At 71.9% G+C, this 20,057-nt stretch carries 20 protein-coding genes and 1 riboswitch; of the genes, 7 read left to right on the top strand and 13 right to left on the bottom strand.

The window, feature by feature from the left end; genetic code table 11:
- Positions 1–8: 8 nt before the first annotated feature.
- Positions 9–401, bottom strand: a complete 393-nt coding sequence (locus EV684_RS02090) for a dihydroneopterin aldolase (protein ID WP_132644540.1) — start codon at positions 399–401, stop codon at positions 9–11.
- Between the two features lie 7 nt (positions 402–408).
- Entirely contained in the window at positions 409–1,212 is an 804-nt protein-coding gene (locus EV684_RS02085) for an SDR family oxidoreductase (RefSeq protein WP_132644539.1), read from the bottom strand.
- An 18-nt stretch (positions 1,213–1,230) separates the two neighbouring features.
- Between EV684_RS02085 and EV684_RS02080 the strand changes: the two genes are divergently transcribed.
- The gene (locus EV684_RS02080) at positions 1,231–2,316 is read left to right on the top strand and encodes a class I SAM-dependent methyltransferase (protein ID WP_132644538.1); all 1,086 of its coding nucleotides are present in this window, start codon (positions 1,231–1,233) and stop codon (positions 2,314–2,316) included.
- A 5-nt stretch (positions 2,317–2,321) separates the two neighbouring features.
- Entirely contained in the window at positions 2,322–2,513 is a 192-nt protein-coding gene (locus EV684_RS02075; RefSeq protein WP_132644537.1) for a DUF2905 domain-containing protein, read from the top strand.
- 7 nt (positions 2,514–2,520) lie between these two features.
- Here EV684_RS02075 and EV684_RS02070 read toward each other — a convergent pair whose 3' ends face one another.
- From EV684_RS02070 to EV684_RS02050, 5 genes are read right to left on the bottom strand one after another with little or no spacing between them, the layout of a single operon-like run.
- The gene (locus EV684_RS02070; protein WP_132644536.1) at positions 2,521–3,747 is read right to left on the bottom strand and encodes a multifunctional CCA addition/repair protein; all 1,227 of its coding nucleotides are present in this window, start codon (positions 3,745–3,747) and stop codon (positions 2,521–2,523) included.
- On the bottom strand, positions 3,744–4,427 hold the full coding sequence (locus EV684_RS02065; protein WP_132644535.1) for a glutathione S-transferase family protein: 684 nt from the start codon (positions 4,425–4,427) through the stop codon (positions 3,744–3,746). Before EV684_RS02065 ends, EV684_RS02070 begins: the two co-directional genes overlap by 4 nt.
- A 27-nt stretch (positions 4,428–4,454) precedes the next feature.
- On the bottom strand, positions 4,455–5,411 hold the full coding sequence (locus EV684_RS02060) for a complex I NDUFA9 subunit family protein (protein ID WP_132644534.1): 957 nt from the start codon (positions 5,409–5,411) through the stop codon (positions 4,455–4,457).
- A gap of 3 nt (positions 5,412–5,414) precedes the next feature.
- Complete coding sequence (locus EV684_RS02055; RefSeq protein WP_132644533.1) at positions 5,415–7,439, bottom strand: lytic transglycosylase domain-containing protein; 2,025 nt, start codon at positions 7,437–7,439, stop codon at positions 5,415–5,417.
- A 49-nt stretch (positions 7,440–7,488) separates the two neighbouring features.
- Positions 7,489–8,418 carry a LysR substrate-binding domain-containing protein gene (locus EV684_RS02050; RefSeq protein WP_132644532.1) on the bottom strand — a complete coding sequence of 310 codons (930 nt, stop codon included), beginning with the start codon at positions 8,416–8,418 and terminating at the stop codon, positions 7,489–7,491.
- Positions 8,419–8,513: 95 nt separating this feature from the next.
- On the opposite strand from EV684_RS02050, the gene EV684_RS02045 reads away from it, so the two are divergent.
- Positions 8,514–8,855, top strand: a complete 342-nt coding sequence (locus EV684_RS02045; protein WP_132644531.1) for a DUF2917 domain-containing protein — start codon at positions 8,514–8,516, stop codon at positions 8,853–8,855.
- On the opposite strand, the gene EV684_RS02040 is transcribed toward EV684_RS02045, so the two are convergent.
- A complete protein-coding gene (locus tag EV684_RS02040) occupies positions 8,856–9,212 on the bottom strand; it encodes a TfoX/Sxy family protein (RefSeq protein ID WP_132644530.1) in 357 nt (118 codons plus the stop codon).
- A gap of 54 nt (positions 9,213–9,266) precedes the next feature.
- On the opposite strand from EV684_RS02040, the gene EV684_RS02035 reads away from it, so the two are divergent.
- Both EV684_RS02035 and EV684_RS02030 read left to right on the top strand, forming a co-directional pair.
- A complete protein-coding gene (locus EV684_RS02035; RefSeq protein ID WP_132644529.1) occupies positions 9,267–9,866 on the top strand; it encodes a 5-formyltetrahydrofolate cyclo-ligase in 600 nt (199 codons plus the stop codon).
- A 73-nt stretch (positions 9,867–9,939) separates the two neighbouring features.
- Entirely contained in the window at positions 9,940–12,624 is a 2,685-nt protein-coding gene (locus EV684_RS02030; RefSeq protein ID WP_132644528.1) for a S8 family serine peptidase, read from the top strand.
- 52 nt (positions 12,625–12,676) lie between these two features.
- Here the strand turns inward: EV684_RS02030 and EV684_RS02025 are convergent, their stop codons facing one another.
- From EV684_RS02025 to ppk2, 4 genes are all read right to left on the bottom strand, one after another.
- Positions 12,677–13,279, bottom strand: a complete 603-nt coding sequence (locus tag EV684_RS02025) for an OmpW/AlkL family protein (protein WP_132644527.1) — start codon at positions 13,277–13,279, stop codon at positions 12,677–12,679.
- A gap of 139 nt (positions 13,280–13,418) precedes the next feature.
- Positions 13,419–14,261, bottom strand: a complete 843-nt coding sequence (gene metF / locus EV684_RS02020) for a methylenetetrahydrofolate reductase [NAD(P)H] (RefSeq protein ID WP_132644526.1) — start codon at positions 14,259–14,261, stop codon at positions 13,419–13,421.
- A 133-nt stretch (positions 14,262–14,394) separates the two neighbouring features.
- Complete coding sequence (gene ahcY, locus EV684_RS02015; protein WP_132644525.1) at positions 14,395–15,831, bottom strand: adenosylhomocysteinase; 1,437 nt, start codon at positions 15,829–15,831, stop codon at positions 14,395–14,397.
- Between the two features lie 84 nt (positions 15,832–15,915).
- A riboswitch (S-adenosyl-L-homocysteine riboswitch) is annotated at positions 15,916–15,995 on the bottom strand.
- 60 nt (positions 15,996–16,055) lie between these two features.
- Positions 16,056–17,219 (bottom strand): polyphosphate kinase 2, encoded by a 1,164-nt coding sequence (ppk2, locus tag EV684_RS02010; RefSeq protein WP_132644524.1) that lies wholly within the window; start codon positions 17,217–17,219, stop codon positions 16,056–16,058.
- Positions 17,220–17,249: 30 nt separating this feature from the next.
- Between ppk2 and EV684_RS02005 the strand changes: the two genes are divergently transcribed.
- Complete coding sequence (locus EV684_RS02005; protein WP_132644523.1) at positions 17,250–18,074, top strand: HAD-IIB family hydrolase; 825 nt, start codon at positions 17,250–17,252, stop codon at positions 18,072–18,074.
- Here the strand turns inward: EV684_RS02005 and EV684_RS02000 are convergent, their stop codons facing one another.
- Positions 18,075–18,572 carry a hypothetical protein gene (locus tag EV684_RS02000; RefSeq protein ID WP_132644522.1) on the bottom strand — a complete coding sequence of 166 codons (498 nt, stop codon included), beginning with the start codon at positions 18,570–18,572 and terminating at the stop codon, positions 18,075–18,077. It lies immediately after the preceding gene.
- Positions 18,573–18,710: 138 nt separating this feature from the next.
- Here EV684_RS02000 and purT point away from each other — a divergent pair, with 138 nt between their 5' ends.
- On the top strand, positions 18,711–19,916 hold the full coding sequence (gene purT, locus EV684_RS01995) for a formate-dependent phosphoribosylglycinamide formyltransferase (RefSeq protein ID WP_132644521.1): 1,206 nt from the start codon (positions 18,711–18,713) through the stop codon (positions 19,914–19,916).
- The last annotated feature ends 141 nt before the right edge of the window (positions 19,917–20,057 follow it).

Genomic DNA, 20,057 nt, shown 5'->3' with positions numbered 1-20,057 from the left:
GGTCGTGTTCATTCCTTGCAGCCGAAGACCTCGACGCCGACCGCCGCGCAGTCGGGGTAGACGTCGGGCTTCTCGGTGGAGACACGCGCCGCGCGCACCATCGGGTGCGCCATCAGCGAGCGCAGCAGGTCGTCGGCCAGCGTCTCCTGCAGGTGGATGTGGCCGCGCGCGACGCGTTCGGCGACGGTGCGGCGGATGAAGTCGTAGTCCAGCACCTCGTCGAGCCGGTCCTCGCGCGGCGTCGACACCGCCAGCGGCACCCAGAGGTCGACGTTGATGACGATGCGCTGCTCGCCCTGTTTCTCGAAGTCGTGCACGCCGATGTTGACGTGGATCTCGTGCTCGCGCAGGAACAGGCGCCGGCAGTCGCGCAGCGTGGTGGAGAAGGGGAGGCTCTGCATGGTGGGGTCAGCCTTGGCGGGCGAGGAACAGCACGTCGCGCGCCTGGGCCTGCAGATGCTGGCCCCCGTCGACGAGGAGGGTGGTGCCGGTGATGGCCGGCGATTCGAGGACGAAACGCACCGCGCGCGCGATGTCGGCGGGCGTGGAGGAACGGCCCAGCGGCGTCATCGTGTGCGCCTCGGCGAATTCGGTGGCGTCCATGTCGCCCGAGGGCAGCGTGACGCCGGGCGCGACGCCGCAGACACGCACCGCCGGCGCCAGCGCCTGGGCGAGCAGCGTCGTCGCCTCGCGCAGCGCGGCCTTGGCCAGCGTGTACGAGAGGTGGTCGGGGTTCGGGTTCCAGAGCTTCTGGTCGAGCAGGTTGACGACCACGCCGCCGCCGGCGCGCGCCAGCGAGCGCGCCAGCACGACGGCCGGCGCGACGTTGGCGCGCCAGGCGCGTTCCATCGCCGCGTAGCCGAAGTCCTCCACCGTGTCGTACTCGAACAGCGAGGCGTTGTTGACGACCGCGTCGACGCGGCCGAAGACGGCCTGCACCGCCGGCAGCAGCGCTTCGCACTCGGCCTCGACGGCGAGGTCGGCGGCGAAGGCTTGGCCGCGCGCGCCGACCGAGGCCAGCGCGCGCAGCGCGGCCTCGGCGTCGGCGGCCGAGTCGCGGTGGTGCACGGCGACGTCCCAGCCGTGGGCGCCGAGTTCGAGTGCGATGGCGCGGCCGATGCGGCGCGCAGCGCCGGTGACGAGCGCCACCGGACGGCCGCTGCGCGCTGACCCTGCGCCGCCGACGTGGGCTCCGAGCTGAGCTGTTCCCATGCTTCCTACAATGCCCGCGTGACCACAGGCGAACCCGACAGTTTATCGGCGCGCATTGCCGCGCGTCTGCGTGCGGACGGCGGCTGGTGGCCGTTCGACCGCTTCATGGCCGCGGCACTGTACGAGCCGGGGCTGGGCTACTACACCCGGGGTGCCCCGGTGTTCGGCACGATGCCGGCCTCGGGCAGCGATTTCGTCACGGCGCCGGAGCTGTCGCCGCTGTTCGGCGCCGCGTTCGCGCGCCAGGTGGCGCAGGCGCTGGCCGCCGCCGGTGCGCACGAGGTCTGGGAGTTCGGCGCCGGCAGCGGCGCCTTCGCCGCGCAGCTGCTGGCCGCGCTGCCGCCGGACACGGCTTACCACGTCGTCGACCTGTCGGGCACGCTGCGTGCGCGCCAGGCCGGGCGGCTGGCGCCGTTTGCGCCGCGTGTGCAATGGCACGACACGCTGCCGGAAGCGATCGAGGGTGTCGTCGTCGGCAACGAGGTGCTCGACGCGATGCCGGTGCAGCTCCTGCACTGGGACGGCGAGCGCTGGTTCGAGCGCGGTGTCGTCGCCGACGGCGACGCCTTCGCCTGGGCCGACCGGCCCACCGGGCTGAGGCCGCCGGTCGAGACCGGTTTCCTGCCCGGGACCACCGTCGAGCTGCCGCTGCAGGCCCCGGCCTTCGTCGCGACGCTGGCGACGCGGCTGGCGCGCGGCGCGGCCTTCTTCGCCGACTACGGGTTCCCCGAGCGCGAGTACTACCACCCGCAGCGCCGCGGCGGCACGCTGATGTGCCATCGCGCGCACCGCGCCGACACCGACCCGCTGGTCGAGGTCGGCGAGAAGGACATCACCGCCCACGTCGACTTCAGCGCCGTCGCGCTGGCCGGCCAGGACGCCGGGCTGGACGTCGTCGGCTACACCTCGCAGGCGCGTTTCCTCGCCAACTGCGGGCTGCTCGAACTGCTCGAGGGCGCCGACGCGCGCACGATCGCGAACGCCCAGAAACTCCTCACCGAGCACGAGATGGGCGAGCTGTTCAAGGTGATCGGCTTCGCGCGCGGGCTGCCGGGCTTCGAGCCGCTGGGCTTCGCCCAAGGCGACCGCACCCACACGCTGTAGCCGCGATGCGCTGGCTGCTGGTCTTCATCGTCGCCTGCCTGATCTTCAACGGCCTGCAGCACTGGTTCTCCAGGTTCGGGCTGGGCCGGCTGCCGGGCGACCTGCGGTTTCGTGTCGGCGGGCGCGACTGGTTCGTGCCGATCACCAGCTCGCTGGTGCTGAGCCTGATCGTCGGGCTGATCTCGCTGGTCGTCTGAACCGCCGCTACAGCGCCGCGCCGACGGCGTCGGCGCGCGCGAGCTGGATCGCCGCGGCGATCTGCGGCCCCTTGGCGCCGCGGGCGGCGGCCGCGGCGGCCACCGCGGCGGTGTCGACACCGCGTGCGGCCTCCAGCAACGCCGCCAGGCGTTCGCGCGGCGGGTAGGGCCGGTCCTCGTGGCCGGTGCGCCCGCGCGCGTCGCATTCGCAGGCCAGCAGCGCCTCGGCAAAACGCTCGGGGCGGCGGAAGGCGTCGCAGCGTTCGAGCAGGCGGACTACGGCGGCGGCGCCGAACTCGGCGCTGCGGTGGATGTTGCCGTGTTCGCGCGCGACCAAGTCGGCCAGTTCGCGGCAGGGGTTGGGCACGCGCCAGCGTTCGGCCACGGCCTGCGCCAGCACCGCGCTGCGGCCTTCGTGGCCCAGGTGGCGCGGCAGAACCTCGGCCGGCGTCGTGCCTTTGCCCAGGTCGTGCATCAGGCAGGCCCAGCGCACCGTCAGCGGCGCCTGCAGCCGGGCCGCCATGTCCAGCACCAGCATCGTGTGCACGCCGCAGTCGACTTCAGGATGGTGCTCTGGCGGCTGCGGCACTCCCCACAGCCGGTCGAGCTCGGGCAGCAGCCGTGCCAGCGCGCCGCAGCGGCGCAGGATCTCGAACATGCGGCTGGGCCGCGCTTCCATCAGCCCGCGCGACAGCTCCTGCCAGACGCGTTCGGGCACCAGCGCGTCGACCTCGCCGTCGGCGACCAGGCGCTCGAGCAGCGCCTCGGTCTCGGGCGCGACCGTGAAATCGGTGAAACGCGCCGCCAGCCGCGCCAGGCGCAGCAGCCGCACCGGGTCCTCGACGAAGGCCTCGGAGACGTGGCGCAAGACTCGCGCCTGCAGGTCGCGCTGGCCGCCGTGCGGGTCGACCAGCGTGCCGTCCTCGGCGCGGGCGATGGCGTTGATCGTCAGGTCGCGGCGCAGCAGGTCCTCTTCCAGCGTCACCGAGGGGTCGGCGTGGATCGTGAAGCCGCGGTAGCCCGGCGCCGACTTGCGCTCGGTGCGCGCCAGCGCCACCTCCTCCCCGGTCTCGGGATGCAGGAAGACCGGGAAGTCGCGGCCGACGGGGCGAAAACCCGCGGCGACCAGTTCCTGCGGCGTGCTGCCGACCACGACCCAGTCGCGGTCGCTCGCCGGCAGGCCCAGCAGTGCGTCGCGCACCGCGCCGCCGACGACGTAGAAACGTGCGCTCATCGACCGCTGCGGTACGGTTCCTCGTCGGCGATGAAGTCGGCCTCGGCCAGCGCGTCGGCGACCCAGGACGCCGTGCCGGGCGCGGCGAGCACGCGGCGCACGTAGGCGCGGGTCGAGTCGGACACCGGCAGCGCGTAGGTGACGATGCGTGTGCAGACCGGCGCGTAGAAGGCGTCGGCGGCGCCGAAGTCGCCGAACAGGAAGGGGCCGCCGCTGGCGTCCAGCGCCTCGGCCCACATCGTTTCCAGCCGCGCGACGTCGTGCTGCAGCGCCGGCTGCTCGGCCCACAGGCGTTCGCCGACGTCGGGCAGCGCGGCTTCGATGTTCATCGCGCAGTGGCGGCGCAAGGCGCCGAAGCCGCCGTGCATCTCGGCGCACAGGCTGCGCGCGCGGGCGCGCCGGCGTGCATCGGCAGGCCAGACACCGAGGCCGGGGAACTTCTCGGCCAGGTACTCGGTGATTGCCAGCGTGTCCCAGACCGCGAGACCGTCGTCCAGCAGCACCGGCACCAACCCGGCCGGGCTGACCGCGGCAACCTGGCGCCGGAAGTCGGAGTCGTCGGCGAAGTCGAAACGCAGCTTGCGTTCCTCGAAGGCGATGCCGAGCTGGCGCATCAGCACCCAGGGCCGCATCGACCACGACGAGTAGTTCTTGTTGCCGATCACCAGTTGCAGGGCCATCGTCGGTTCCTCGGTGGGTGGAGCCGCTCAGCCGCGGCGCGCATGCCCGCGCCAGCGGTCGTAGCGTGCACGCCCGAAGGCACCGCCCAGGTAGGCGGGCGCGATCGCTTCCATCGCCGCCGCCGTGATGCCCAGCGCTTCGAGACCCGGCAGCTTGCCGCTGGCGACGTTGGCCACGCGCATCGAGTCGAGGTTGTCGCGCGACATCAGCGGCGTGCCCGGCATCGTTTCCATCAGCAGCGCCTGCAGCCGGCCGACGGCCTCGGGCAGCGGGAACTGCGGCCGCTCGTGGCCCGACCAGCGCCCGGCCAGGCGCACGATCTCCGACAGCGTGTAGACCTTGGGCCCGGCCAGTTCGTAGACCTGGCCGATCGTCGTGTTGTCGTCCAGGCAGCGCACGACGGCCGTGGCGACGTCCTCGACCCACACCGGCTGCATCTTCGCGCCGCCGCCGGGCAGCGGCACGAACGGCGCCATCGCCTGCAGCTCGGCGAAGACGTTGAGCACGCGGTCCTCGGTGCCGAAGATCAGCGAGGGCCGCACGATGGTCAGCGCGACGCCGGGCGACTGCAGTGCCGCTTCGCCCTCGGTCTTGCTGCGCAGGTAGTTGGACGGCCCGCCGGCGCCGACGCCCAGCGCGCTGACGTGCACGACACGCCGGCCGCCGGCGGCGGCGCAGGCGTGCGCGATGCGCCGCGGCAGTTCGACGTGCACTCGCTGGAACTGCGTGCGGCTGCCGTGCAGGATGGCGATCAGGTTGATCACCGCATCGGCCTGTGCGACCAGGCGCGAGAGCGTGCGTTCGTCGTGCACGTCGGCCTCGACGAGCTCGACGGTGGGCAGCGAGCGCAGCACGACGCCGTGCGAGAGGCGGCGTGTCGGCACGATGATGCGGCCACCGCCGCCGCCGTTGCGTTCGACCAGCCGCTCGACGAGCGCGCGACCGACGAAACCGGTACCACCGAGGACGAGAACGTTCTTCATGGTTCAGGGGAGATCACGATCGACGGGAGGAGCATTCGGGGCGGGCGGGCCGATCGGTCCACCCAGCCGGGCCTTCAGCGAAGGCGACGTGCCGCCCAGCACGGCGGAATAGTAGACGGCGTTGGACAGCACCTTCTTCACGTAGTCGCGCGTCTCGCCGATCGGGATCGCCTCGATCCAGGCGGCGGGCTCGACGGCCGGCGCGTCGCGCCAGCGCCGCGGGCGGTTCGGGCCGGCGTTGTAGCCGGCGGTGGCCAGCGGCTGCGAGCCGGCGAAGTCGTCCAGCACCATCTTCAGGTAGCTCGTGCCCAGCAGCAGGTTGGTGTCCGGGTCGGTCAGCATCGCCGGCTTGTAGTCCAGGCCGATGCGGCGCGCGACGATGCGTGCGGTGGCCGGCATCACCTGCATCAGCCCGCTGGCGCCGACGCTGGAGCGCGCGACGGTGATGAAGCGCGACTCCTGGCGGATCAGCCCGAAGGCGTAGGCCGGGTCCAGCCCGACGCGGCGCGCGGTCTGCGTCAGCTCGGCGCGGTGCGGCGTCGGGAAACGCTGGGCGATGTCGATCTCGGCCTTGCTGCGGTCGCTGGTGAAGATGCAACGGTCCCAGACCTCGCGCTCGCAGGCCATCTGCGCGGCGGCCAGCAGCTCGCGCTCGCCCATGCCGCGCAGCGAGAAGTTCCATTCGCGCTGGCCTTCGCTGCGCAGGCCCAGGTCGATCAGCTGCAGTGCGCGGGCAAAGCCGGGGTGGGAGCGCGCCGCCTCGCGCTCGCTCGCCTGCAGCGTGCGCGGCGGGGGCGGCAGCACGAAGGGCAGGCCCAGGTCCTCGGCGGCGAGCTGGCCGTAGAAGTGCATCTGGCCGGCGATGGACTGCAGCATCGCACGCGCGGCGGCGCGTTCGGCGTCGCCGGCGTTGCCGGCCGCGGCGCCGGCGGCCATCGCGCGCGAGCGCCAGTAGACCCAGGCCGCGTCGGCACGTTCTGCCGGGCTCATCGCGTCGATCGCCCGCGCCAGCAGCGTCCAGCGGTCGGGCGCGTCGCCCGCGCGCAGCGCCGCGCGCGCGCCCCAGGCCAGCGTGTCGTCGCTCCAGCCGGTGGCCGAGGAGCCGGCCAGCGTCCAGGCGCGGCGGTAGTGGTCCATCGACTGCGGCTGCTGCAGCACCGCCGCCCACTTGCCGGCGAAGGCCCAGGCGAAGGCGGCGTCGCGCCGGCCCAGGCGCTGCTCCCAGCCGCCGGAGGCGAGCTGCGCCGCGGCGGCCGGCGGGTCGTTGGAGGCGAGCTTGAGCAGCGCCATCAGCGCCACCGACGGCGGCGTGTCGGGTCTGGCCAGCGTGCGCGCCGGGTTCGCCACCGCGTCGTCGACCGCGCGTGCGAGTTCCGGGCCCAGCAGCGCCACCGCCGCCCGCAGCGACCGCTGCCCCCGCGCCGAGTTCTGGCGTTCCAGTTCGAAAGCCAGGCGCGCCTGCTGCCAGACGTCCTCGACGCCGAAGCGGCCGGCGGCGAACATCGTCTGTGCCAGCAGCGCGCAGCCGTCGTCGGCCTCGCGCTGGGCGTACCAGGCTTCGAGCGCGGCCGGTCGCACGTCGCGGCCGGCCTGGTGCTCGACGAGCCGGGTGTAGCAGGTCACCTCGCGGTCGTCGTTCATGCGAAAACGCGGCACGTCGCGGGCGAAGTTCTCCCAGTCGCGGCGCTTGCCGAGTTCGAGCAGCCAGTCGTTGCGCAGCCGGTCCTCGACGTACTGGCCGCTCCAGCGGCGGTAGAAGGCCTCGACTTCGGCGACGTCGGCCTCGCGCAGCCGGCCCGACAGGTCCCAGTAGTCGACCCAGGGTGCCAGCGGATGCGAGGCGAACAGCGCCGCGGTCCGCAGGGCCGACAGCCGGGCGCGGTCGCCCTTCTGCGCCGCGGCGCGGGCGTCGAGCACGAGGTCGTCGCCGGTCTGGGCGCGTGCTGCCGGCAGCACGCAGGCGGCGGCCAGCGCGGCGGCGGCGGTGAGCACGGGGGCCCGGCGGATGAGGCGGTGCAGGGCGTTCATGGCCTGCAATCTAGCGGATCGCGAGTAACCGTCCGTGGCGGACGCAGCATCAGACGGCGTCCAGCCCGGCGCGCGTGGCCTGCGCCTGCTCGAGCACCCAGTCCTCGAAGGCGGCGAGTTCGGGCCGTTCGCGGCGTGCGGGCCAGCGCACCAGCCAGTAGGCGAACGGCGAGCGCAGCCGGCCGGCCGGGCCGAAGGGTTCGACGAGTTCTCCGCGCTCCAGCGACTCGCGCACCAACGCCATGCGCGCCAATGCCACGCCCTGGCCGGCGGTCGCGGCCTGGATCTGCTGGTAGGTGTAGTTCAGGTAGAGCCAGCCGCGCGGTTCGAGGGCGGGCACGCCCTTGGCGGCGAGCCAGTGGCGCCAGCTCAGGTATTCGACGCTGGGCACCTGCGAGTCCTCCTCGAGCAGCGTCATCTGCGCCAGGTCCTCCGGTTGCGTCAGAGGCCCCAGGCCGGGGCTGGCCACCGGCGTCAGGACCTCGCCGAACATCAGCGTCGACCCCGCTGGCGCGTCGTCGGGGTGGCAGTAGCGCAGCGCGAGATCCAGCTCGGGGTCGTCCAGGTCGACGATCGCGTCCACCGCCGAGACGCGGATGTCGATGCCCGGCTGCTCGCGCTGGAACTGCTGCAGCCGCGGCAGCAGCCACATCGACGCGAACGAGGGCCAGGTCGTCAGGTTCACCTGGCGCCGGCCCTGGGCGCTGCGGATCTGGTGCACGGTGGCGTCCAGGCGGTCGAGCAGCGGCGCGACGGTGCGCAGCAGGGCTTCGCCGGCGCCGGTGAGCTCGACGTGGCGCGTGCCGCGCAGGAACAGCGGCACGCCGATCTCGTCCTCCAGCGAGCGGATCTGCCGGCTGATCGCGGGCTGCGACAGGTGCAGCTCGTCGGCGGCGGCGCGGAAACCGAGCCGGCGCGCGACCGCTTCGAAGGCGCGCAGCGGGCCGATGGACAGCGGACGTTGGCGGCGGCGATTCATGCGCGCTGATTATCAATGCGGCGCGGATTTTCGATTGGACCGCGCACCGGGCGCTGCCGAAAATGCAGGCCAAGCAGTCGAATCTGGAGTCCGAGATGTCGCAAGCCGTCATGAGCAATCCGCATCAGCAAGCGCCCTGGGAGTGGGCCGTCGCGCCGGCCACGGCGATGCGCTTGCCGGCGGTGAACCAGCCGCGCTGGCTGGTCGTCTCCGAAGGCCGCGTCTGGCTGACACGCAGCGGCGCCGGCCCGTACGAAGCCGACGTCTGGCTGAGCGCCGGCGATCGCCACGAACTGCCCTGCGGCAGCGAGTGGGTCATCGAAGGCTGGCCCTCGGCGCAGGTCGAGCTGCTCGAGGCGCCGTGCAAGACGCCGGCGCGCGCGCCGGCCCGCCCGGGCCGCTGGCACGCACCCTGGGGCGCGGCGCACGCCGCCTGATCAGCGCCGGCGCGGCGCCCGGGCTTTCGGTGCCCGCGCCGCGAGCGCGGCCTGCAACGCACGCTGGGCCCAGGGGCGCATCGCCTCGGGCGCTTCCAGCGCCTCGGCCGGCGGGGTCCAGAAGCCGAGCTGCATCTCGCGTCCGGCACGTCGGTAACGAAACGGCTGCCCGCCGGCGGCCTCGAAATCCGGCTCGGTCGCCGCGCAGGTCTTCAGATAGAGCTGTTCGCCCAGGATCAGCGCGACGAACAGCCCGTCGATGTCGAAGCCGTGGCCGCCGAACATGCGGCGCACGCGCACCGCGCCCAGCGGCGCCAGCAGTTCCCGGCAGTGTTGTGCGAACGGGTTCTCGCGCATGACGTCATCAGTCTAGGCTCCTGCTGCACGGCGGCAAGCGTCACAATCCGGGCCATGGACCTGCCGTTCTCGCTGCCGCTGCAGCCCTCCCGCGACAAGAAGACGCTGAGGCGCCAGCTCCAGGCCGAACGGCAGTCGCTCGTCGACCGCCACCAGCGTTCGGTGCACCTGCAGGAGGTGCTGCGCGTCTGGCTGATCGGCCGGGGCGAGAACACGATCGGCGCGTACTGGCCGATCAAGGGCGAGTTCGACGCGCTGCCGGCGCTGTACCGCTGGAGCGAGGCCGAGCCCGACCGCCGCATCGGCCTGCCGGTGATGGACCGCGAGACCAAGCAGCTGCGCTTTCACGTCTGGTACCCCGGCTGCCCGATGGAAGAAGACGCCTACGGCATCCCCAAGCCCAAGGACACCGAGCAGTTCGAGCCCGGGCTGCTGCTCGTGCCCTGCGTCGGTTTCGGCCCTGGCGGCGTGCGCCTGGGCTACGGCGGCGGCTTCTACGACCGCACGCTGGCCACGCTGGATCCGCGGCCGCTGACCGTGGGTGTCGGTTATGCCCACGGCTTCGTGCCCTGGCTCGAGGCCGAGGCGCACGACGTGCCGCTGGACGTCGTGCTCACGGAGGATGGCGTGCACTGGCAGCACCCCGACATCTGAGCCTCGTGTTACCGGCCCTCGGGCCAGCCTGCCTATCATCGCGCTCGCCGTGCCCACTGCACGGGAGGACGACATGGGCGACGAATACCGCAGCCGCCGGCTGCACCGGGCGCGTCTGGCGCTCCTGCTTGCGACGCTGACGACATTGGCCGCCTGCGGCGGTGGTGGCGGTGGGGGCGACGACGGCGCGGACGGCTACACCGTCTCCGGCACGCTGTCGGTGTCGGCCAACCTCGTCGTCGACGGCGACACCAACGATCCCAACCAGGCGCGTGTCCCCAACGACGACTCGGCTGCCGCGCAGCTGATCGCCGCGACCAGCCAGGTGATGGGCACCGTCAACCTGGCCGCGACGGGGGCCGAGGGCGCGAACTACGACGCCGGCGACCCGAGCGACTTCTTCCGCGTGACGCTGGCCGCCGGCCAGACGCTGCAGCTGGACTTCAGTGCCGACACCGCGGCCAACGACCTGGACCTGTACGTCTATCGCCGCGTCGGCGACGAGGACGTGCTCGTCGGCGTGTCCGACGGGGTCTCGCTGTCCGAATGCGTGCGCGTGACGGGGGCCGGCGAGTACATCGTGCAGGTCGAGGCCTATGAAGGCGCGTCGCTCTACAACCTGCGCATCGCCGCCGCCGGCGCGTCCGGCTCGTGCGCCAACTCGACGCTGTCGGCCGCGGCGCGCAGCGTCGTGCCGGGGCAGATCATCACCGGTCTGGCCGAAGGCAGCGGCCGCGCGCGCGCCGCCGGGGCGCTGGTGGCGGCGCAGCCGCTGTCGCTGCTCAAGGGCGGGGTGGCGCCCGGCCGTCTCGGGCTGATGGCGCTGTCCGGCGACGAGAAGTCGCGCCGCCGCGGCCTGCTCGCGCTGGCCGGCGCCGGTGAAGCGGCGCTGCGTGCGGCGCGGCGCCCGGTCTGGATGGACCGGCTGTCGGCCGACTCGCGGCTGCAGGTCGAGACGCTGCAGTACGCCAAGCGCCTGGCGGCCAGCGGCGCCTTCGACTACGTCACCGTCAACCGGCCGGTGCGCGCGTCGGCGCTGGTGGGCAGTTTCCCGCCCAACGACGAGCGCTATTCGCTGCAGCGCTGGCATTACGAGCAGATCGCGCTGCCGGCGGCGATGGACACGCTGGTCGCGCTGTCGCCGCAGCCGACGCAGCGGCCCATCGTCGCGGTGCTCGACACCGGCATCGTCGCCGACCATCCCGACTTCGCCGGCCAGATCACGGCGGGGTACGACTTCGTGCGCGACGCGGCGTCGGCCGGCGACGGCAACGGCATCGACTCGAACCCCGACGACCTGCAGAGCGCCGACTCGCAACCCTCGTTCCACGGCACCCACGTCGCCGGCACCGTCGCCGCGGCCACCTACAACGGAACCGGGGTCGCGGGCGTCGCGCCGATGGCGCAGGTGATGGCGATCCGCGTGCTCGGCAAGGAAGGCGAGGGCACCTTCTACGACATCCTGCAGGGCCTGCGCTACGCCGCCGGGCTGGCCAACGACTCCGGCCGGCTGCCGGCGCGGCGCGCCGATGTCGCCAACCTGAGCCTGGGCGCCGAAGGCGCCGCCTGCGACAGCGCGACCGTGTCGCTGATCGCCCAGGTGCGTGCGCAGGGCACGATGATCGTCGCCGCGTCGGGCAACGAGTCCGACCGCGACAGCGGCAGCGTCGCTGCGGTCGACTACCCGGCCAACTGCGCCGGCGTGCTCGCGGTGACGGCCACCGATGCCCAGCGTGGCATCGCCTATTACGCCAACGGCGGCCCCGAGCTCGCGCTCGCCGCCCCCGGCGGCGACATGCGTGTGGCGACCACCGGCAGCGGGCTGCCGGACGGTGTCTACAGCACGCTGGCCAGCTTCGACGCCGCCGGCGTGCGCACGCCGACCTACGGCCAGTACCAGGGCACGTCGATGGCGACGCCGCACGTCGCCGGCGTGCTGGCGCTGATGCGCTGGGCCTACCCGGAGATCACCCCGGCGCAGGTCGACGCGCTGCTGCAGGACGGCCAGCTCTGCGACGATGCCGGCGCCACCGGCCACGACAACCTGTACGGCTGGGGCATCGTCGACGCTGCCAAGGCGGTGCGGGCAGCGCTGACGCTGAAGAACGGCGGCACGGCGCCCGGGATCCAGGGCGTCGTCGAGGCGCAACCCTCGGCGCTGGACTTCGGCACCGCGACCACCCGTCTGGAGTTCACGCTGCGTGTCACGGCGGCCACCGACGAGACCGTCACCGCGGTGGCCGACGACAGCGCCGCGGTCACCGTCGCCGCGGTTTCGGTCGACGCCGCCGGCTTGGGCCGCTACCGCGTCAGCGTCGACCGCAGCGGCCTGGCCGCGGGGGTCTACACGCCGCGGGTCACGGTGACGACGAGCCGGCGCACGCTGACCATCCCGCTGAGCATCCAGAAGCTCGATGCTTCGGCGGCCGCCGACATCGGCCCGATCTACGTGCTGGTCTACGACAGCGCCAGCGACGAGGTGGTGCAGCAGGCCGTCGTGCGTGCGTCCGGCGGGGTGTACCGCTACCGCATCGGCGACGTGCCCGCGGGCTCGGTCGCCATCCTGGCGGGCAGCGACTACGACAACGACGGCATCGTCTGCGCCAGCGGCGAGGCCTGCGGCGCCTGGCCGGTGCTGGGCGCCTCGCTGACGCCGCTCGAACTGAGCGCCGACCGCAGCGGGCTGGACTTCCTGCTGTCGGCGCTCGGCATCGCAAACGCGGAGGCCGCCTCGCGGGCGGCCTCCAGGAAACGTTAGGACGTCAAGGACAGGGACCACGCGGCCGGGCTGTGCCGGGCCGCGGGAAGCATCAGAAGCGCTTGCCGATGCCGATGCTGTAGAGCATCGGGTCGACCTTGAAGGTGCCGATCTTGTCGCCGCCGACGGACACGTCGGTGCGGATGTAGGTCTTCTTCACGTCGACGTTGAACAGCCAGCCGCCGCCCATCGGGACGTCGAAGCCCACGTTCAGCGCGCCGCCGAAGCTGTTGCGGTCGACGTCCACGCCGTCCGGCAGGTCCAGGCTCATGAAGCGCGTGTAGTTCACGCCGGCGCCGACGTACGGACGGAAGCCCGGCACGTTGGTGAAGTGGTACTGCAGCGTCAGCGTCGGCGGCAGGTGCTTGAGCGTGCCGATCTTGTTGCCGCCGGCCTTCAGGTCGTGCTTCTGCGGGTAGGTCAGGATCAGTTCGGTGGCCAGGTTCGGCGTCCAGAAGTACGTGATGTCGACTTCAGGGAAGGTCTTGTTGTTGACGCTCAGGTCCAGGCCGGTGCTGTCCTTGTTGGCGGAGTCCAGGTACAGCGCCCGGGCGCGCACGATCCACGAGCCGCTGTCCTCGGACTGGGCCTGGGCCATCGGAGCGGCCAGACCGGCCGTCAGGGCAACGAGAGCGAGCGCGGTGCGCTTGAACATGGAGAAACTCCTCAGCTTTTGATCTGGCCACATGGCCTGGATCAATTTGGCGCGTCCCCACAAACGTCAACTTTGCGCTGGCGCAAACCCTTAAGGGCAAATCCCTGCACGGCCGCTCCGGTGTTGCTCTTGACCGACGTCAGTCGGCTTGAGCCAAGCTCAGCTTGCGGCAGATCTCCAGCGACAGCGCCGACTGGTTCAGCGTGTAGAAATGCAGCGCCGTTGCCCCGCCGGCGATGAGCCGTTCGCACAGCCGCGTGACGACCTCGACGCCGAAGGCACGCACCGACGCGGCGTCGTCCATGAAGCCTTCCATCTTCAGCGCCACCCAGCGCGGGATCTCGATGCCGTCGCGTGCGGCGAACTGGGCGATGCGCGCGTAGTTGTGGATCGGCATGATCCCCGGGACGATGGGCACGCGCACGCCGAGCTTGTGCACCTCGTCGACGAAGTGGAAGTAGGCGTCGGGGTTGAAGAAGAACTGCGTGATCGCCGAGTTGGCGCCGGCGCCGACCTTGTTGGCGAAGTGCTCCAGGTCGCGGCGCGCGTAACGCTGCTGCGGGTGGTACTCGGGGTAGGCGGCGACCTCGATGAACCAGTCGTCGCCCTGGGTGCGGCGGATGAACTCGACGAGCTCGCTGGCGTAGCGGAACTCGCCGGCGGTCGCGGTGCCGCTGGGCAGGTCGCCGCGCAGCGCGACGATGCGGCGGATGCCCTGCTCGCGGTAGGTGGCCAGGATCTCGGCGATGTTGGCTTCGGTGCTGCCGACGCAGGACAGGTGCGGCGCGGCCTCGTGGCCCATCGCGGCGATGGCCTTGACGGTCTCCAGCGTGCGCTCGCGCGTCGTGCCGCCGGCGCCGTAGGTGACGCTGAAGAACTCGGGTTTCACCGCCGCCAGGTCCTGGACGACGGTGCGCAGCTTGTCGGCGCCGACGGGCGTGTTCGGCGGGAAGAACTCGAAGCTGACGGGCGTGGTGCTCATGGGCGAACTCGCGTGCGGGCAAGAGAGAAACGGGCCGTGTTCACCTCGTGGCGGACAGCGGCCCATCCAGCAACGGCCGCGGCCCGGCTCGGCCGGGCCGCTGGCGGTGCCCCCTTGGGGGCTGAGCCGGGACTCAGTACCGATACGTGTCGGGCTTGTAGGGCCCTTGCCTGGGCACGCCGATGTAGGCCGCCTGCTCCTCGGTGAGCTCGGTCAGCTCGGCGTTCAGCGTCTTCAGCTGCAGGCGGGCGACCTTCTCGTCCAGGTGCTTGGGCAGCACGTAGACCTTGCCGACCTCGTAGTAGTCGCTGTGCGTGAACAGCTCGATCTGGGCGATCGTCTGGTTCGCGAACGAGCTCGACATCACGTAGCTCGGGTGGCCCGTGGCGCAGCCCAGGTTCACCAGGCGGCCCTTGGCCAGCATGATGATGCGCTTGCCGTCGGGGAAGATGACGTGGTCGACCTGCGGCTTGATCTCTTCCCACTGGCACTTCGCCTCGAGCGACGCGACGTCGATCTCGTTGTCGAAGTGGCCGATGTTGCAGACGATCGCGTTGTGCTTCATCTTCGCCATGTGGTCGAAGGTGATGACGCTCTTGTTGCCGGTGGCGGTGACGAAGATGTCGGCCTTGTCGGCGGCCCAGTCCATCGTCACGACGCGGTAGCCTTCCATCGCCGCCTGCAGCGCGTTGATCGGGTCGATCTCGGTCACCCAGACCTGGGCCGACAGCGCGCGCAGCGCCTGAGCGCTGCCCTTGCCGACGTCACCGTAGCCGGCGACGACGGCGATCTTGCCGGCGACCATCACGTCGGTGGCGCGCTTGATGCCGTCGACCAGCGACTCGCGGCAGCCGTAGAGGTTGTCGAACTTGCTCTTCGTGACCGAGTCGTTGACGTTGATCGCGCGGAACAGCAGCGTGCCCTTGGCCGACATCTCGTTCAGGCGGTGCACGCCGGTCGTCGTCTCCTCGGTGACGCCGATGATCTCGGCGCTCTTGCGGCTGTACCAGGTCGGGTCGACGGCGAGCTTGGCCTTGATCGCGGCGAACAGGCAGGTCTCTTCCTCGCTCGTCGGCTTGTCCAGCAGCGACAGGTCCTTCTCGGCGCGCTTGCCCAGGTGCATCAGCAGCGTCGCGTCGCCGCCGTCGTCGAGGATCATGTTCGGGCCTTCGCCCGGCGTGCCGGCGGGGCCGAACTCGAAGATGCGGTGGGTGTAGTCCCAGTAGTCGGTGAGGTTCTCGCCCTTGTAGGCGAAGACCGGCGTGCCGCGCTCGACCAGCGCCGCGGCGGCGTGGTCCTGGGTCGAGAAGATGTTGCACGAGGCCCAGCGCACCTGCGCGCCCAGCGCCTGCAGCGTCTCGACGAGCACCGCGGTCTGGATGGTCATGTGCAGGCTGCCGGTGATGCGGGCGCCCTTGAGCGGCTGGCTCTGGGCGTACTCGCTGCGGATGGCCATCAGCGCGGGCATCTCGCACTCGGCGATGTTGAGTTCCTTGCGGCCCCAGGCGGCGAGCGTCAGGTCGGCGATCGCGTAATCGGGGTGGTGCTGTGCTTTCAGGACGGCGTTCATCACGGGGCTCCAGTTCGGTTGGAACCCGCGCGGCCGGCGTCAGGGAGGTTCAAGCGGATCGCCCACCACCCACGACGACAGTCGTGCGGGTGAGCGCGGTTGCAAGGGGGTGAGATTTCCGAGCCTGGCCTCAAGCGGGTGAGGTTGCAACGCTCCTCGGAAACGGTGCGCGATTGTAGCCACGGGCCGGGCCGGCGCGATAGCGCGCCGGCTCGCGGCGGAGCTCAGGACTCGCTGGCGCGCGTGAACTCTTCCGCGCTGAAGCTGGCGATCGCCGCGCGCCCGACGAGCAGCGTGTCCACCGTGCCCAGCGTGCCCAGGTCCTTGTTCGAGTACGGCAGCCGGTGCAGCAGGTAGCGCATCGCGTTCAGGCGCGCGCGCTTCTTGCAGTCCGACTTGATGACGATCCACGGCGCGTCCGAGGTGTCGGTGTGCAGGAACATCGATTCCTTGGCGCGTGTGTAGTCGTCCCACTTGTCCAGCGAGGCGACGTCGATCGGCGACAGCTTCCACTGCTTGAGCGGGTGCGCGCGGCGCTCCTTGAAGCGGCGGCGCTGCTCGTCGCGGCTGACCGAGAACCAGAACTTGAACAGGTGCACGCCGCTGCGCACCAGATGGCGCTCGAACTCCGGCGCCTGGCGCATGAACTCGTCGTACTCGGCGTCCGAGCAGAAGCCCATCACGCGTTCGACGCCGGCGCGGTTGTACCAGCTGCGGTCGAAGAGCACGATCTCGCCGCGCGTCGGCAGGTGCTGGATGTAGCGCTGGAAGTACCACTGGCCGCGTTCGACGTCGCTGGGTTTCTCCAGCGCCACGACACGCGCGCCGCGCGGGTTCAGGTGCTCCATGAAACGTTTGATCGCGCCGCCCTTGCCGGCGGCGTCGCGGCCCTCGAACAGGATGATGACGCGCTGGCCGGTCTCCTTGACCCAGGCCTGCAGCTTCAGCAGCTCGACCTGCAGCCGGTACTTCTGGCGCTCGTAGCTGCGCCGCGACATCAGGTTCTTGTACGGGTAGCCGCCGTCGCGCCAGCCGGGACGCAGTTCGAGGTCGGGGTCGACGCCTTCGCTCACGGCGGTCTCGCGTGCGAACAGCAGCCGCCGCAGCGCCTTGGCCTCGTCGGGCGAGGCGCCGGCGACCAGCGCCTGGACCTGGCGCAGCCACTCGCCGTCGGGGCCGGCGTCGCCGGCGGCGTGCGCGGCCAGCACGTCCTTCAGCGCCATCGCGGTGGCGGTCTGGTGGCGCTCGGCGGCGCGCTGCACGGCGTGGGCCTCGATGGCCGGCGCCGACAGCGTCGGCGCGGTGTCGCCAGCGGCGACGGCGCGCGGGCGCCGGGGGCGTCGCGCCGGCTTGGGGGGCAGGGGGCTTGCGGCAGAATCCTGGGCCATGAGACGCGCTCGCGACGTTTCGACCTGCCCATGATCGACCGTCCAGCCGAGCTGTCAATTATCTTGAGTCAAGCCGTCGACCTCGTTCCCGCCGCACTTCACGGCAGCCTCGGCATCTTCACCGACATCGACGATACGCTGACCGCCGACGGCCGCATCGACCCGCCGGCCGCCGCCGCGCTGGCCGATCTGCGTGCCGCCGGCGTGCCGGTGATCGCGATCACCGGGCGCCCGCTGGGCTGGTGCCTGCCGCTGCTGGGCGCCTGGCCGCTGGAGGCGATGGTCGCCGAGAACGGCGGCGCGGCGCTGATCCCCGACGGCGACGGCGCCCGCATCGAGTTCGCCCAGCCCGCGGCCGAACGTGTGCGCAATGCCGCGCGCCTGCGCGCCGCCGCGGCGCGCGTGCTGCGCGAAGTGCCGGGCGCGACGCTGGCACGCGACAGCGACGGCCGCGTCACCGACATCGCCGTCGACCATTCCGAGTTCGCCCGCCTGGACGAGGCGCAGATCGAGACCGTCGTGCGCCTGATGCACGAGGAAGGGCTCACGGCCACCGTCAGCTCGATCCACGTCAACGGCTGGATCGGCACCCACACCAAGCTGAGCGCGGCGCACTGGATGCTGCGCCGGCTCTACGGGCGCGAGCTGGCCGGCGAGATCGGCCGCTGGGTCTACGTCGGCGACTCGACCAACGACCAGCTGATGTTCGGGGCCTTCGAACGTTCGGTCGGCGTCGCCAACCTGCGGCGTTTCGCCGCGCAGCTGCACACCTGGCCGCGCTGGATCACGCGCGGCGAACGCGGCGCCGGCTTTGCCGAGGTCGCGCGCGCGGTGATCGCCGGCTTCGGGCGCTGATCAGGCCAGCGCCCGCGGCCCCAGGCGGCGGTACGGCGCCTCGACGAGCTCGCGGTGGTGCCAGCCGCGTGCCGAGCGGATCGGGTACTCGGCGGCGTACTGGCCGTCCTCGGAGGCCAGCTCGACGTAGAGCACGGCGCGGCGCTTGATCTTGCGTTCGCAGACGTAGACGAACAGCGCCTCGGGCCGCGGTTCGGCCAGCAGCTGCGCCAGCGTCGCGCGGCGCAGGCCGTCGTCGGCCAGGCGCTCCGGGTCCGACGCGGTGCCGGCGACCGGCGCGATCCAGGTCGAGCCCAGCAGCTCGCCGGGGATGCAGGGGTCCATCTCGATGCCGTACAGCTGGCCCTCGATGGTCATGCCGCGGCGCACGTTGGCCTGCAGCGGGCGGAACAGCTCGCGAAAGACGATGTTGATGTCCGCCGACTCCATGAAGCGGTGCTGGCGGTCGCCGCGGTGCTCGTGCAGCGGGGCGCCGAAGAGGTCGTCGAGGTGGGCCATGACAGGGTTTCGGCCTTCCGGCGACGTCGTTGAGCGGGAAAAGCCGGGCAAAGGTCGCGTTGTGCCGCGCGACAAGCGGGCCCGGGCGTGCCTGCGGCGACAATCCGGGCCCTCCGTCCGACTTCCGCCCCATCCGTCATGAGCACCGTCCTCGGCACGCCGCTGTCTCCGTCCGCCACCCGCGTCCTGCTGCTGGGCAGCGGCGAACTCGGCAAGGAGGTGCTGATCGCGCTGCAGCGCCTGGGTGTCGAGACCATCGCCGTCGACCGCTACGAGAACGCGCCCGGCCAGCAGGTCGCGCACCACGCGCGCACGATCACGATGAGCGACCCGGAGCAGCTGCGCGCGCTGCTGGAAGCCGAGAAGCCGCAGCTCGTCGTGCCCGAGATCGAGGCCATCGCGACGCCGGTGCTCGAGCAGATGGAAGCCGAAGGCCGCATCCGCTGCATCCCGACGGCGCGCGCCGCGCGCCTGACGATGGACCGCGAAGGCATCCGCCGCCTGGCCGCCGAGACGCTGGGCCTGCCGACCAGCCCCTACCGCTTCTGCGACTCGCTGGAAGAGCTGCAGGCCGCGATCGACGGCGGCATCGGCTATCCCTGCGTCGTCAAGCCGGTGATGAGCTCCAGCGGCAAGGGCCAGAGCAAGATCGACGGCCCCGACGGCGTGAAGAAGGCCTGGGACTACGCGATGGCCGGCGGCCGTGTCGCCGGCGGCCGCATCATCGTCGAGGGCTTCATCGCTTTCGACTACGAGATCACGCTGCTCACCGTGCGCGCACTGGGTGCCGACGGCCAGCCGCAGACGCAGTTCTGCGCTCCCGTCGGCCACGTGCAGGTCAGCGGCGACTACGTCGAGAGCTGGCAGCCGCACCCGATGAGCCCGGCGGCGCTGGCCGCCGCACGCGACATCGCCAAGAAGATCACCGACGACCTGGGCGGCCTGGGCCTGTTCGGCGTCGAGCTCTTCGTCAAGGGCGACCAGGTCTGGTTCAGCGAAGTCAGCCCGCGCCCGCACGACACCGGCATGGTGACGATGGCCACGCAGTGGCAGAACGAGTTCGAGCTGCACGCCCGCGCCATCCTCGGCCTGCCGGTGGACACGACGCTGAAGAGCCCGGGCGCCAGCGCCGTGGTCTACGGCGGTGTCGACGCCGCCGGCATCGTCTTCGACGGCGTCGCCGACGCGCTGGCCGTGCCGGGCAGCGAACTGCGCCTGTTCGGCAAGCCCGAGAGCTTCAGCAAGCGCCGCATGGGCGTGGCGCTGGTGCACGCCGACGACGTCGACACGGCGCGCGAGCGCGCCAAGCTCGCCGCCTCGCGCGTCAAGCCGCGCCAGGCCTGATCGCCGCCGGCCGGCGTGCGCGGGGCGCGCCGGCCGTGGACAACGCCACGCTCGCGCGTGGTGCCTGGGGGCGACCCGCCTCAAGCTGAGCCTCGGCAGGGCCGATGTGCGTTGCAGACCGGCCGGCCTGCCGCCGCGCCG

The organism is Rubrivivax gelatinosus, assembly GCF_004340905.1.
Classification (GTDB): Bacteria; Pseudomonadota; Gammaproteobacteria; order Burkholderiales; family Burkholderiaceae_C; genus Rubrivivax; species Rubrivivax gelatinosus.
This window is presented reverse-complemented; position numbering and strand designations above follow the sequence as displayed.

Bases quoted from the DNA above. Each gene is read 5' to 3' on its own strand.
- EV684_RS02090 (WP_132644540.1), bottom strand. From the start codon at position 401: ATGCAGAGCCTCCCCTTCTCCACCACGCTGCGCGACTGCCGGCGCCTG.
- EV684_RS02085 (WP_132644539.1), bottom strand. From the start codon at position 1,212: ATGGGAACAGCTCAGCTCGGAGCCCACGTCGGCGGCGCAGGGTCAGCG.
- EV684_RS02075 (WP_132644537.1), top strand. From the start codon at position 2,322: ATGCGCTGGCTGCTGGTCTTCATCGTCGCCTGCCTGATCTTCAACGGC.
- EV684_RS02070 (WP_132644536.1), bottom strand. From the start codon at position 3,747: ATGAGCGCACGTTTCTACGTCGTCGGCGGCGCGGTGCGCGACGCACTG.
- EV684_RS02065 (WP_132644535.1), bottom strand. From the start codon at position 4,427: ATGGCCCTGCAACTGGTGATCGGCAACAAGAACTACTCGTCGTGGTCG.
- EV684_RS02060 (WP_132644534.1), bottom strand. From the start codon at position 5,411: ATGAAGAACGTTCTCGTCCTCGGTGGTACCGGTTTCGTCGGTCGCGCG.
- EV684_RS02055 (WP_132644533.1), bottom strand. From the start codon at position 7,439: ATGAACGCCCTGCACCGCCTCATCCGCCGGGCCCCCGTGCTCACCGCC.
- EV684_RS02050 (WP_132644532.1), bottom strand. From the start codon at position 8,418: ATGAATCGCCGCCGCCAACGTCCGCTGTCCATCGGCCCGCTGCGCGCC.
- EV684_RS02045 (WP_132644531.1), top strand. From the start codon at position 8,514: ATGTCGCAAGCCGTCATGAGCAATCCGCATCAGCAAGCGCCCTGGGAG.
- EV684_RS02040 (WP_132644530.1), bottom strand. From the start codon at position 9,212: ATGCGCGAGAACCCGTTCGCACAACACTGCCGGGAACTGCTGGCGCCG.
- EV684_RS02035 (WP_132644529.1), top strand. From the start codon at position 9,267: ATGGACCTGCCGTTCTCGCTGCCGCTGCAGCCCTCCCGCGACAAGAAG.
- EV684_RS02030 (WP_132644528.1), top strand. From the start codon at position 9,940: ATGGGCGACGAATACCGCAGCCGCCGGCTGCACCGGGCGCGTCTGGCG.
- EV684_RS02025 (WP_132644527.1), bottom strand. From the start codon at position 13,279: ATGTTCAAGCGCACCGCGCTCGCTCTCGTTGCCCTGACGGCCGGTCTG.
- metF (WP_132644526.1), bottom strand. From the start codon at position 14,261: ATGAGCACCACGCCCGTCAGCTTCGAGTTCTTCCCGCCGAACACGCCC.
- ahcY (WP_132644525.1), bottom strand. From the start codon at position 15,831: ATGAACGCCGTCCTGAAAGCACAGCACCACCCCGATTACGCGATCGCC.
- ppk2 (WP_132644524.1), bottom strand. From the start codon at position 17,219: ATGGCCCAGGATTCTGCCGCAAGCCCCCTGCCCCCCAAGCCGGCGCGA.
- EV684_RS02005 (WP_132644523.1), top strand. From the start codon at position 17,250: ATGATCGACCGTCCAGCCGAGCTGTCAATTATCTTGAGTCAAGCCGTC.
- EV684_RS02000 (WP_132644522.1), bottom strand. From the start codon at position 18,572: ATGGCCCACCTCGACGACCTCTTCGGCGCCCCGCTGCACGAGCACCGC.
- purT (WP_132644521.1), top strand. From the start codon at position 18,711: ATGAGCACCGTCCTCGGCACGCCGCTGTCTCCGTCCGCCACCCGCGTC.